We start from the raw sequence: 12,795 nt of genomic DNA, 5'->3' as shown, positions 1-12,795 counted from the left end.
CGACGAACTCCTTCAGCCTGTTTTGCCGAGACCATGCCCGTTGGCCCGCAACTGCGCCATCACCATTGGGCCAAGCGAAAATTCGCCCTGCCTTGAGCGACGGGTCAAATCACGGAGATAACCGCCAGGCGAGTTGATCATGTTGGTTCGCTCCAGCATGCAAGCTACGGCAATCGCCGCATTTTCCGGCCCCATCACCTCGCAGGCATCCTCATATGCCGACGGACTGATACCCAAGGCCGAGCGAACTAGCACGCCGGCCGACATCAGATCGCGCCAGTTCTGGATGATTCCTCCGGTTGCGTAATCAATAACCTGCGGGCAGGCTTTCAGCACGACCGATAGCGGAAAAGCCTTCAGCGGCTCATTCTTTGCCTGTTTCTTCTTGCTCGAGTTCGCCCCCTGCTCTTTTTCGGAGCTAGGTTCAAATTCACGGAAGGATTCGGATTTTGAATTCTGTATGTGACGCTCAATATGAGCACCATTGATGCTCATATCTTGTGATTTTTCGTGAAGTTCCAGCTGGTTAACGATCTCATCGCGCAACAGAGACATTTCATCAAGCAAGCTGTCGAGCTGCGCGCGCGTTGGCGATCGCGGAATCCGCGACACGACGCCAACATATATGTCCTCAATCGTCTGCCAATCTCCTGCCGCGCCCTCTTCCATGGCAGCCGAGATCAATTTACGAACATCCCGCCGGCAGATGGTCAGGCACTCCTTGGTCTTACGGAACGCCGCCCGTTCAGCAACCACCTTCTGTGCCATGATAGCGAGTTCACCTGCACGTGTCAGAAGCGGTGAAAGGTCGAAGCCATAGGCAGATTCGACTGCCCCCTCTTCATCCTTTCGCGCATAACGCTTTCCATTGGCACTATCTTTGCGGAAGATCAGACCAGCATTGACCAGAAGGGCGAGATGCCGGCGAAGTGTCGCTCCAGCAATTCCATGCGCTCGCAGCGTCAATTGTGCATTGGAAGGAAAGACAATCATCTGTGCGCCATGGCAGAGTTCGCTTTCCGGGTAGAAACTCAAAAGCGCGTCAAGGACCGCAAGGCTGCGATCCTGCAGGCCGAGTTCGATACGAGCTTCCGACGCATCGCGGAAGACGCGCCATTTTTCGACCTGCCTGCTCGTCTGGCTCTCGCTGGCAGATACTTGCCGTTTCACAAGCGCAAGCGTCACAGGTCGCCGCCCGAAGGGCGTCGTCACATTCCCCATAGCCATTTCTTTTCACCTTTCAGAAGGCAAAAGAAATCCGCTCACCAAAACGGTGCCAAGACTCTTGACGAGGATTCGAGGAAATGCGATTCTGTGTTTGCGAGACTACAGAATGAGGTTCCACGACGGCGACGTTGTTGGGGCCTTTTTCTTTTCCCGGCTTACTCTCCGTTTTTCTTTTCGTTTTTCGCCTGATGCTCCAGGTAGAGCGCGGGCAATTTTTCGAGTACGAAGGCAGCGAAATCCGGCGCGGCCTTCCTATCGATCGATATTTCAAGTTTTGTCTTGCTTTGTACCACTTGCGCCAGCCGATCACCGGCAGGCGTAGCCATGATCTGCGGCAGCTTGTTGGGCCCGCGCTGAGGCTTCAGGCCACCGAGCACGGCTTTAAACCTGTCGACGGAGGCGAGTGCTTGGACCTCATCCGAACGCGCCAGGGATATTGCTCCCGCTGGCGATCCGGCTTTCTCGACAAGCTCGGCAAGCTGTTGCCAGCTTGGCCGCCCAACTCCGGGTGCAGGACCAATGGCATCGATGAATTCAGCCGGTAGGGCTTCCACGAGAAGGATCATCTTCGACAGATTGCTCTTGTCGATGGACAGCGCTGCAATCACCACGTCACGGGAGAACTGCTTGTTCAACTGATATGCGAAACGTGCCTTCTCGATGAAGGTTAGGTCTTCGCGTTCATTGTTTTCCTGTCCCTGAGCCACCACCAATTGCTCGTCCGTGAGGTCACGAACGACAGCCCGCACAGGCAGGCCGAGTTCCAACAGGGCTCGTAGGCGCCGGTGTCCGAAGGCCACCTGGTAAAAGCCAGGCTTTTCAGGATGCGGCCGCACCAGAATCGGAACTTGCTGACCTTGCTCACGGATAGATGCAACGAGGCCATCGATGTCACCCGGCATGCGATCCTGCACGAATGACGGCTCAATGCGTGCTGCATCCAGCTCGATAACAGTCTGGCCTTCGGCGAGTCGACGCTCAATCTCTTCGGCGCGTTCGAACTTGGCTTTGCTCTCGGCAAAAGCGTTTCCGACCTGGCTGGTGAGGCGGGTAGCAGCATTGGTCTCGGCTGGTGGCAGGGCAGTGCCCAGCATTGGGCGAACCTTTGCTCTCGCTGGACGATCTGCAAGTGGCTCTGACGTGACGGCTCCCCGAAGAATGTCTTTGCGGCTCATGTTCTGCCCCAGGCTTTCTTGATCAGGCTTTCGATCTCGTCGTTTACGTTATTCATGGACTCGAGAGCTCGATCATAGGTCGATCTGGTAAACTGGCTTCGCTCGACTTCATACAGCGTTTGATTGGTCAGTCCTGCGTCTGAAACGGCTGTTGTTTTCAGCATCGGATAGTTCAGGACGTTCTCGCCGAAGATCGAACGGAGATATCCAACCATCTGGTTCTGCGGACCATCTCCAGGCTCATAGCGCGTGATGAGATATCGCATCCAGCTGTAGTCGAAACGACCACCGGCTTCAGCGATCTCGCCGAGCAGATCGGATGTCATGGCGAGAAACTGGTTCATCGACATGACATCGAGCATCTGGGGATGGACGGTGACAAGCACGGAAGTCGCCGCCGTGAGCGCAGCCATCGTCAGGTAACCAAGCTGCGGCGGGCAGTCGATCACGACGACGTCGTAGGCATGCTCAACCTGAGCCAAGGTCTCGCTGATGCGATTGAAAAACATCGTGTCGCCCACCTTGCGTTTCATCAAGGCGCGCGGTGTTTCGTGCTCGAACTCCATCAATTCAAGATTGCCCGGGATCAGGTGAAGATCCGGGATGTAGGTCGCTGTAATGATCTCGCCCATCGTTCGGGCGCCTTCATATTTGATCGCTCCATAAAGCGTCTCGTCGGCGCCGACATCGGTTTCCGGCTGAACACCGAAAAGGCTGGAAAGACTTGCCTGAGGGTCGAGATCGATCGCGAGAACGCGATAACCTCGCAACGCCAGATGCTGTGACAGGTGCGCTGCCGAGGTGGTCTTGCCGGACCCACCCTTGAAATTCATCACCGAAATGACCTGGAGCTGTTCTCCATCACGTCGATGCGGGAGGTAGCGGCGGCTCCCTCGTCCCGTCTTGTCGAGATGATTGCGAATCTTGTGCATATCGAGCACAGAATAGGTGCGACGACCGGCCGGTCCGGTGTTCACATCCAGCTCGTCGGAAAGGTCATTGGCGATATTCCGCAGATGAACCTCTTTCACACCGACAAGTTTTGAGGCCTCCGCCGGCTGGAAATAACGAATTGTTTTCTCGGCGATCGGTGGGAAAACACTCTCATGGTGGGACTGGAGCTGAGCGGCGAGCGAACGCGAATGCCGAGTGATCAGGCCTAACAGGTCCTCGTCGCTAGCCGGCGGTTTCATCACGGTCTTGTTCATATTTAGCCTAATCAATCCCACTGTCGCTCAGGAGCCGCTTTTCAGCTGCATTCCGACGCTTACAATTAGAACCGATTCCGGCTCACGAGCAAGACATTTAACGTTAACAGGTCCTTAACATATTGGTCCTTTTCGGTCGGTCGGATTTTCAGGAAACAACAGGTTGCCGCAGTTTTTCAAGCATTTAGATGACTTTCTTCGATCACCAAAGTCACTTTTTGTTCTAGGGTAAATTCTGCTGCCGAAAACTGTTCGTAAGTCTGGCGTTGCAGGCAATCGTTCCCGATGCGCCGCGACTCACCCGACTCGGGCATACAGAATTCTGCAATTCACAGCCGTGCTCTTTCTGTGATGACCTCCCGTCAACGAAAACGACGAGGAGTGTCCGCCATGCAAATCATCGCAATTTCGAAATCACAGGGACCATCGCAAACGGCCCTTATGCGCCAACAGCACCAACTGCGAGCGGATGTGTTCTCGACCCGACTGGGTTGGGACGTCGAGGTGAAAGATGGCCTTGAGTTCGATCGCTTCGACGATCTTGATCCAACATACGTTCTTGCCCTCGATGACGCAGAGCGCGTTCTGGCGTGCGCGCGCCTTCTGCCCGCCCTTGGGCCGACCATGGTCCGAGACGTCTTCTCCACCTTGCTACCGAACGGCACTTTGCACGCCCACCCTGCGATGATCGAAAGTTCGCGTTTTTGCGTGAACACCAATTGCGAAGAGGGAAGGGGCAGTGGTTCGATCCACGAAACGACCTTGATGATGTTTGCTGGCATCATCGAATGGTCGTTGATCAACGGCTACACGGAAATCGTGACGGTCACCGATCTTCGCTTCGAGCGGATTCTTACTCGTGTCGGATGGCCGCTTCGGCGCTTGGGCCCACCAAAACAAATCGGGGTGACCATGGCTGTCGCCGGAATACTTCCGGCAACCGACAACCTGTTGTCGGCTCTTCAGCCGAAAGCTTACCGCTCCCGCTTTTCTCAGTCTTCCAGCCGAGCCGCGTGAAAGAGAAAGTGATGACCCAGCTTCGCTCTCATCCACGCCTCGTGCGTAAACTCCAGGAAGCCCTTGGCGATCAGCTTTGCGCGGCACTCGATGACGTCAGTGTCGTCGAGATCATGCTCAACCCGGACGGCAAACTCTTCATCGAACGACTTGGTCAAGGCATCGCGGCCATTGGCGAGATGTCGCCGGCCGCTGCAGAGATGGTCATCGGCACGGTCGCGCATGCACTGCAGTCGGAAGTCGATACGGACCAGCCTATCATCTCCGGCGAACTGCCGATCGGCGGACACCGGTTCGAGGGCTTGCTGCCGCCCATTGTAGCCAAGCCTGCGTTCTCGATCCGGCGCCGGGCGTCTCGAATGATCCCCCTCGATGATTACGTTCGCTTGGGTGTCATGTCCGTGAGCCAGGCCAGGACAATCAGAAGCGCGATCAGCGCGCGCTTGAACATCATCATCTCCGGCGGCACCGGGTCGGGAAAGACGACGCTTGCCAATGCCGTCATCGACGAGATCGTCAAGAGCGCGCCAATGGACAGGCTCGTCATCCTGGAGGACACGGCCGAAATCCAGTGCACCGCCGACAACGCGGTGCTGCTTCACACCAGCTACACGATCGACATGCCGAGGCTCCTCAAGAGCACGATGCGCCTGCGGCCGGATCGGATCATTGTCGGTGAGGTTCGCGACGGCGCCGCACTCACCCTTCTGAAGGCCTGGAACACCGGTCATCCAGGCGGCGTTGCGACCGTCCACTCGAATACTGCGACATCCGCCTTGAGACGTCTCGAACAACTGACGGCAGAAGCAAGCCAGCAGTCCATGCACGAGGTGATCGGTGAAGCCGTCGATCTCGTCATCTCGATCGAAAGAACGCCGCGCGGGCGGCGGGTGCGCGATGTCATCCATGTCGAACGCTTTGCCCATGGCCAATACGAGATCCAGTCGGACGAACCGACGCAAGAACAGGAGGCACGTCATGTCGCGTAAAAATTTGCTCACGGTGTTTTCAGCGGTCCCTATCATTCTGATGTCGGTCGCACCTGTGCTGGCAAGCTCCGGCAGCAGCCTGCCCTGGGAGGGCCCCCTCGAACAAATCCAGGAATCCATCACTGGTCCGGTCGCCGGCTACATCGCGCTGGCGGCTGTCGCCATTGCCGGCGGGATGCTGATCTTTGGCGGCGAGCTGAATGATTTCGCACGTAGGCTAGTTTATGTCGTGCTCGTCGCCGGCATTCTGCTTGGCGCCACGACCATTGTCGGCCTATTTGGGGCAACGGGCGCATCCGTTGGTGTGCCAGCGGAGGCTGCCGCCATTCGCGTTCCTGCGATGCAGGATGGCGACAATGGCTGAGCATATCTCCGCCCTCCATCTAAACCGCATTCACCGCGCCTTGTCGCGCCCAAACTTGTTGCTTGGCGCGGATCGCGAACTCGTTCTGGTCACCGGCCTCATTGCGGTGACCCTGATTTTCGTGGTCCTGACTGTCTATTCGGCCATTCTCGGCGCCGCGGTCTGGATCGCCATCGTCGGGGCGTTGCGGATGATGGCCAAGGCCGACCCTGTGATGCGTCAGGTCTATCTGCGCCACATCTCCTACAAACCGTATTACCGGGCGACAACCTCGCCATGGCGAACCTTTTGAGGGTGTGGTCATGACAGCACTCAAGCGTTTCCGACACACCGGACCATCGTTTGCCGATCTCGTTCCCTATGCCGGTCTTGTCGATGACGGCGTCCTGCTGCTGAAGGACGGAAGTCTCATGGCAGGCTGGTATTTTGCCGGACCCGACAGTGAAAGCGCGACTGATAGCGAGCGCAACGAGCTTTCCCGGCAGATCAACACGATCCTGTCACGCCTTGGAAGCGGGTGGATGATCCAGGTCGAGGCGATCAGGATCCCGACGATCGACTATCCTGCAGAAGATCGCAGTCATTTTCCTGACCCGGTAACACGCGCGATCGAGGCAGAACGGCGTGCGCATTTCAGCCGCGAGCAGGGCCATTTCGAAAGCAAGCACGCGATCATTCTTACCTATCGACCGGCAGAGCCACGCAAGACAGCATTGAGCAAATATATCTATTCGGACGATGCCAGTCGCAAGCAATCCTATGCGGACACTGTGCTCTTTCTGTTCAATAACACGATCCGCGAGATCGAACAGTATCTGGCCAGCACCATCTCGATTGCGCGCATGCAGACACGGTCAACCTTTGACTGGGGGGGCAGGCGGACAGCGCGATATGATGATCTTCTCCAGTTCGTCCGCTTCTGCATCACGGGCGAAAACCATCCGGTTCGCTTGTCCGAAATTCCGATGTATCTGGACTGGGTCACGACTGCCGAACTCGAGCACGGACTGACACCCAGGGTCGAAAACCGCTTCCTCGGTGTCGTCGCCATTGATGGGCTGCCGGCAGAAAGCTGGCCCGGCATCCTGAACAGTCTCGACCTGATGCCGCTCTCCTATCGCTGGTCATCGCGATTCATGTTTCTCGACGCAGAAGAAGCGCGGCAGAAGCTGGAGCGGACACGCAAGAAATGGCAACAAAAGGTTCGCCCCTTTTTTGATCAGCTTTTTCAGACACAAAGCCGCTCGGTCGACCAAGACGCGATGACCATGGTGGCAGAAACTGAGGATGCCATTGCCCAGGCGTCGTCGCAACTGGTCGCTTATGGCTATTACACGCCCGTCGTGGTGCTGTTCGATCAAGATGCCGCAGCCCTTCAGGAAAAGGCCGAGGCCATACGGCGGCTGATCCAGGCCGAAGGTTTTGGAGCGAGGATCGAGAGCCTGAATGCAACCGATGCCTTCCTCGGCAGTCTTCCTGGAAACTGGTACGCCAACATCCGCGAGCCGCTGATCAATACCAGCAATCTGGCAGACCTCATCCCGTTGAATTCCGTCTGGTCCGGCAGCCCGGTCGCGCCGTGCCCTCTCTATCCGCCAGGTTCTCCACCACTGATGCAGGTCGCCAGTGGTTCGACACCCTTCCGATTGAACCTGCATTTCGACGATGTCGGGCACACATTGATCTTCGGCCCGACAGGTTCCGGTAAGTCGACGTTGCTCGCTCTCATCGTTGCGCAATTCAGGCGATATGAGTTCGCGCAGATTTTCGCCTTCGATAAAGGCAATTCGCTTCTGCCGCTGACATTGGCCTGCAGCGGCGATCACTACGAGATCGGTGCGGAGGGCGAGAAGGGGAGGGCGCTTGCATTTTGCCCGCTGTTCGATCTTTCCACGGACGGAGATCGCGCCTGGGCGAGTGAATGGGTCGAAATGCTGGTCGCGTTGCAGGGCGTTTCGATCACCCCTGATCATCGCAACGCAATCTCACGGCAGATTGGACTGATGGCAAAGGCCCCGGGCCGGTCACTGTCCGATTTCGTGAGCGGCGTCCAGATGCGCGAAATCAAGGATGCGCTCCACCACTACACGGTCGATGGACCGATGGGACAGTTGCTGGACGCCGAAGATGACGGTCTGACACTGCGGGCACTCCAATGTTTCGAGATCGAGCAACTGATGAACCTGGGTGAGCGCAGCCTTGTCCCGGTACTCACCTATCTGTTTCACCGTATCGAGAAGCGTCTGGACGGCTCTCCGAGCCTGATCGTGCTTGATGAGGCATGGCTGATGCTTGGCCATCCGGTGTTTCGCAGCAAGATCCGCGAATGGCTAAAAGTGCTGCGCAAGGCTAACTGCGCGGTCGTTCTGGCAACCCAGTCGATTTCCGACGCCGAACGATCCGGCATCATCGATGTCCTGAAGGAATCCTGCCCGACCAAAATCTGCCTCCCGAACGGCACAGCGCGCGAACCAGGCAGCCGGGAGTTCTATGAGCGCCTCGGCTTCAACGAGCGGCAGATCGAAATCGTCGCCGCCGGGATACCCAAGCGCGAATATTACGTCTCAACGCCTGACGGCCGGCGCCTGTTCGAGATGGCTCTCGGTCCCGTCGCACTCAGTTTCGTCGGCGCGTCCGGAAAGGACGACCTCAAACGCATCCGATCATTGCATGCCGAACACGGCGACAGATGGCCAGCCAAGTGGCTCGAAACGAGAGGAGTGGACGATGTTCTTTCAACATGAACTTTGGCGAGTCCTGGCTGCCGGCCTGATAACCGGTGCCGTAGCGGCTGCCTCGGCTCCTCCCGCTCATGCCGGAGCAGCGGCAGGTGCCGCGACAGAATGGACGCAGCTGGCGAACAACGCGCAGCTCGTCGATCTCATGACCAGCTCCGGCCTGCAGGTCGACAATCAGCTCACCCAGATCGCTCAGCTGGCCGAGCAGATCCAAAACCAGCTGAATATCTACAAGAATATGCTGCAAAACACTGCGCAGCTCCCCAATCACATCTGGGGCGAGGTGGAGAGTGACCTCAAGCGTCTCCGTGACATCGTCAACCAGGGCCAGGGAATCTCATTTTCGATGGGAAATGCGGACGATGTGCTCAGCCAGCGGTTCAAGAGTTACGCTGATCTGAAGACCAATCTTCCGAACGCGGAAAGCTTTTCGGCAAGCTATCAAACTTGGTCGGACACCAACCGCGATACCATTGCCAGCACACTCAAGGCTGCGAGCCTGACCGCCGATCAGTTCGACAGCGAGGAGAGCACGATGACCTCGCTGCGTGGCATGTCTGAATCTGCCGACGGGCAAATGCGGGCGCTGCAGGTTGGCCATCAGATCGCGGCCCAGCAGGTGGCCCAGATGCAAAAACTGCGAGGCCTCGTCTCGCAACAGATGACGCTTGTGGGTACCTGGCAACAAACAGAGCAGTCAGAAAAGGATCTGGCTCAGGCCCGTCGCGAACAATTTTTCAACGCGACAGCACCATCCACCTCCGGTGGTGAGAAAATGAGGATCGAGTGGTGAAAGCAAAACTTGCCTTCGCCGCGATCGCTGTCTTGTTCGGCATTTGGTTTGCCGTATCGGACTACCAAACAGCGCACGACCGACACGAGAAGTTTTTCAGATCCTCGCAATCGCCTCCAATGAGCGGTGGCGAAAAGATGAAGATCGAGTGGTAACGCATGACCATCGATATCCGGAAGTTCATAGGGTTCACGATCGTTTTCGCGATCATTGCCGTCTACGCAGATTCGACCTTGGCCCAGGACGGCTCGGTTCTGACCGCTCTTCAAAATGAGATCACGACTGCTGCCAAAGGGTGGGAGACATCCGTTCTTGATGCGGCAAAATCGCTTTTCTGGATCCTGGCGGCAATCGAGATCGGCATTGCGGCTGTGTGGCTGGCGCTTCAGGCAGCATCCCTGGACAGTTGGTTTGGCGAACTGGTCCGACGCATCATGTTCGTCGGATTTTTCGCATTCGTTCTGTCTGAAGGACCAGCATTTGCCAAAGCCATTGTCGACAGCCTCTTCCAGATTGGCGCTGGGGGAGGGACGGCGTCGCCCGCAGACGTTTTCAACGCCGGTCTTACCGTCGCAACGAAAATGTCTGAAAAAGTCCAGTTCGGGCTGTTCGAAGACAACGCGCTGGCGATCTCGGCGGCCTTCGCGATGGTGGTGACCGTCATTGCCTTTGCGCTTGTTGCGGCCATCTTCGTGTCCGTCATGGTCGAGATGTATCTTGGCCTCCTGGCCGGGATGATCATGCTTGGACTGGGTGGATCCTCGTTCACCAAGGACTTCGCAATCCGCTATCTGGTCTATGCGTTTTCGGTTGGCATGAAGCTGATGGCGCTGGTCATGATCTCGCGCATAGGATCGGAAGTCCTCATCGGCTTGGCGAACAGGCCCGACGTTGGAGGCGAGTTCCAAACCGCACTCGCGATCGCCGGCATCGCGGTCGTCGTTTTCGTGATCGCGATGTATGTCCCCACCATCATTCAAGGTGTCGTTCAGGGCGCTTCGGTCACGGGCGGCATGGAAACCATCCGACATGGCGGACAGGCAGCTTCATTCGCAGCGGGAGCGGCCATGCTCTCCGTAAGTTCCGGGCGCGCCGGTGTTGCTGCCGCGCAATCTGCCCGGGCTGCCGGCTCCTCGACAGTGGGTGCAGCGCTCAAAGGTATCGGCTCAGCCCTTGGATCTGGAATGTCGGCGACAGGCTCCGCCGCCAAGGAAAAGGCAATCGGCTCACCGGGCGCCTACGCGGGTTCGCTCCTTGGGCTCGCCAACGCAAAGCTCGACGGCAGCAGAAGCAGCCAAGGTGGAAAAGCGCCTCCTCCTGAGTTGAAGGGCAAATAGCAACATGAAAGGAAAGCCAATGGCGGCCGATCGCGCCCCCGAGAACCCGTATCTTGCCGCGCGGCAGGAATGGACTGAGCGATATGGATCCTACGTGCAGGCAGCGCGTGCCTGGCGGCTCGTGGGTATCGTCGCGCTCATCATGGCCGTGATCGGATTTTCCTATGCCATGTATCTGAGCACGCAGGTGAAGCTTGTTCCCTACATTGTCGAGGTGGACAAACTCGGAAACGCTGTGACGGCCGGCGTTCCCCAACAGATCGAATACGCGGACGCTCGCGTGGTTCGGTCAACGCTTGGCAACTTCGTTGCCAGCTTTCGCTCGATCACGCCCGATGCCGTGGTGCAGAAGCAGTACGTGGATCGCACCTACGCGCTGTTGCGTGCGTCAGATCCCGCCACCCAGAAGATCAATGCCTGGTTCAGGAGCAATTCTCCTTTCGAGCGCGCGAAAAATGCGACCGTCGCCATCGAGGCGACCAACATCGTGGCGCTGTCAAACCAGACCTATCAGATCGACTGGACCGAATACGAGCGCGACCGGAAGGGCAAGGAAACCGGCACTCGTCGCTTCCGTGGCATCGCGACGGTTACTCTTACGGCACCACAGGATGAGGCAACGATCCGTCTCAACCCGATCGGTCTTTATGTCCAGGATTTTGACTGGACCGCGCAGCTTTAGAAGCAGGGGAACGTCATGAAGGGTAAGGGATTGATCGCGGCTTTAGGCTGCACATCGGCTCTGTTGTTTGCGGACATGGCCAATGGGCAAAGCTTGAACAGCAACGAAGTGACGGGGACAAGCATTTCACGCAAATGGCGCGGCGCGCCCGGTCTTGTGACGACCGGCCCGGATGGAAAAGTCGTTTTCCTTTACGGAGAGACGCAACCTTCCGTTATCTGCTCGCCTTTGCAGGTCTGTGACATTGAGTTGCAGGGTGGTGAGATCGTTCGCGATGTGCTGGTCGGGGATACCGTCCGCTGGAAGATCGAACCGGCGACGTCGGGCGCCACTGTTGGCCAGGCAATCCACCTCATCGTCAAGCCATCAGAAGCCGGACTTGTCACCTCGATGGTGGTGACCACCTCTCGCCGTACCTATCATATCCAGCTCAAATCCCATCCGAGCCAATACATGGCACGTGTCGGGTTCGAGTATCCGCAGGATGCGTCCAGCAAACTCGCGGATGTCAACGCGCGTCTTGAGGTCGGTGGTCCGGCGGGCACGCCCGAAACCCTGAACTTTTCCTATTCGATCAGCGGCACCGCGAGATGGAAACCCAAACGGGTCTATTCAGACGGGGAAAAGACATACATCCAGTTTCCCAAAACGATCACCGGTCAGGATGCACCCGTTCTCTTCGTGGTGAGCGGCGGTCAGAACCGCGTCGTCAATTACCGCATGAAGGCTGACATGATGACGGTCGACTACGCCATCGACCGTGCTGTCCTGATCTCTGGTGTCGGCTGGAGGCAGCAAAAAATCACCATCCGGCGGGGGAGGTGATCCATGCGCAGAGTGGCTTCGATCATGCTTTTAATGTCCCTGACTGCAGGCTGCCAGACAAAGGACGACGTGGAGGCCAGCAGCTCTGGCCCGCCTATCATGAACAGTGCTTCCGCCGGTGCCATCGCCGGCGACATGGCGAGCCGATTTGCCGAAGCAGTCCCGACCAGATCCACGCCGGCGATCCGGATGCGCAAGGACGATACCGAATTCTCGACCGCCCTGGAGGCTGCACTGAAAGCCTGGGGTTACAAGATCGTCACAGATGACAGCAACCTCTCTCCCAAGCCGCTCGAGCTGTCCTATTCACTCCACAGCTTTGAAGACCAGGTGCTCGCACGCATTGCGACGCCGACCACAGCGCTTGGACGCACATACACCGTAACTGCCGGCGGCGCCTCTCCATCAAGCCCGCTTTCCATCCTGCAGCCGGAATGAGA

The 12,795-nt window shown here is 57.6% G+C and carries 13 protein-coding genes; 10 read left to right on the top strand and 3 right to left on the bottom strand.

Going from position 1 to position 12,795, the window contains the following annotated elements; translation table 11 throughout:
• Positions 1–12: 12 nt before the first annotated feature.
• The 3 genes from repC to repA all read right to left on the bottom strand — a co-directional run bounded on the left by repC (position 13) and on the right by repA (position 3,610).
• The gene (repC, locus tag J2T09_RS16660; RefSeq protein WP_306836679.1) at positions 13–1,227 is read right to left on the bottom strand and encodes a plasmid replication protein RepC; all 1,215 of its coding nucleotides are present in this window, start codon (positions 1,225–1,227) and stop codon (positions 13–15) included.
• A 155-nt stretch (positions 1,228–1,382) separates the two neighbouring features.
• Positions 1,383–2,402, bottom strand: coding sequence for a plasmid partitioning protein RepB (repB, locus tag J2T09_RS16655; protein WP_306836677.1), 1,020 nt, complete (start codon positions 2,400–2,402; stop codon positions 1,383–1,385).
• Complete coding sequence (repA, locus tag J2T09_RS16650; protein WP_306836675.1) at positions 2,399–3,610, bottom strand: plasmid partitioning protein RepA; 1,212 nt, start codon at positions 3,608–3,610, stop codon at positions 2,399–2,401. Before repA ends, repB begins: the two co-directional genes overlap by 4 nt.
• 390 nt (positions 3,611–4,000) lie before the next feature.
• Here repA and traI point away from each other — a divergent pair, with 390 nt between their 5' ends.
• From traI to J2T09_RS16600, 10 genes are all read left to right on the top strand, one after another.
• Positions 4,001–4,627: an acyl-homoserine-lactone synthase TraI gene (gene traI / locus J2T09_RS16645; protein ID WP_306836673.1), complete on the top strand. Its 627-nt coding sequence runs from the start codon at positions 4,001–4,003 to the stop codon at positions 4,625–4,627.
• Between the two features lie 11 nt (positions 4,628–4,638).
• Positions 4,639–5,616, top strand: a complete 978-nt coding sequence (trbB, locus tag J2T09_RS16640; RefSeq protein WP_306836671.1) for a P-type conjugative transfer ATPase TrbB — start codon at positions 4,639–4,641, stop codon at positions 5,614–5,616.
• Positions 5,606–5,980, top strand: a complete 375-nt coding sequence (locus J2T09_RS16635) for a TrbC/VirB2 family protein (protein WP_306836669.1) — start codon at positions 5,606–5,608, stop codon at positions 5,978–5,980. The genes trbB and J2T09_RS16635 overlap by 11 nt, the downstream gene beginning before the upstream one ends.
• The gene (locus tag J2T09_RS16630; protein WP_306836666.1) at positions 5,973–6,272 is read left to right on the top strand and encodes a conjugal transfer protein TrbD; all 300 of its coding nucleotides are present in this window, start codon (positions 5,973–5,975) and stop codon (positions 6,270–6,272) included. The genes J2T09_RS16635 and J2T09_RS16630 overlap by 8 nt, the downstream gene beginning before the upstream one ends.
• A gap of 10 nt (positions 6,273–6,282) precedes the next feature.
• Positions 6,283–8,724, top strand: a complete 2,442-nt coding sequence (locus J2T09_RS16625) for a conjugal transfer protein TrbE (RefSeq protein ID WP_306836664.1) — start codon at positions 6,283–6,285, stop codon at positions 8,722–8,724.
• Positions 8,708–9,511: a P-type conjugative transfer protein TrbJ gene (gene trbJ, locus J2T09_RS16620; RefSeq protein ID WP_306836662.1), complete on the top strand. Its 804-nt coding sequence runs from the start codon at positions 8,708–8,710 to the stop codon at positions 9,509–9,511. Before J2T09_RS16625 ends, trbJ begins: the two co-directional genes overlap by 17 nt.
• 158 nt (positions 9,512–9,669) lie before the next feature.
• The gene (gene trbL / locus J2T09_RS16615; protein WP_306836660.1) at positions 9,670–10,848 is read left to right on the top strand and encodes a P-type conjugative transfer protein TrbL; all 1,179 of its coding nucleotides are present in this window, start codon (positions 9,670–9,672) and stop codon (positions 10,846–10,848) included.
• A gap of 19 nt (positions 10,849–10,867) precedes the next feature.
• Positions 10,868–11,530 (top strand): conjugal transfer protein TrbF, encoded by a 663-nt coding sequence (locus J2T09_RS16610; RefSeq protein ID WP_306836658.1) that lies wholly within the window; start codon positions 10,868–10,870, stop codon positions 11,528–11,530.
• Positions 11,531–11,545: 15 nt separating this feature from the next.
• Positions 11,546–12,355, top strand: a complete 810-nt coding sequence (gene trbG / locus J2T09_RS16605) for a P-type conjugative transfer protein TrbG (RefSeq protein WP_306836655.1) — start codon at positions 11,546–11,548, stop codon at positions 12,353–12,355.
• Between the two features lie 99 nt (positions 12,356–12,454).
• Positions 12,455–12,793 (top strand): conjugal transfer protein TrbH, encoded by a 339-nt coding sequence (locus J2T09_RS16600; RefSeq protein WP_306836653.1) that lies wholly within the window; start codon positions 12,455–12,457, stop codon positions 12,791–12,793.
• Positions 12,794–12,795: the final 2 nt, after the last annotated feature.

Origin of the sequence: Neorhizobium huautlense, assembly GCF_030811685.1 — a bacterium.
Taxonomy (GTDB): Bacteria; Pseudomonadota; Alphaproteobacteria; order Rhizobiales; family Rhizobiaceae; genus Neorhizobium; species Neorhizobium huautlense_A.
The sequence above is the reverse complement of the archived record's forward strand: the minus strand, read 5'-3'. Positions and strand labels throughout refer to the sequence as shown.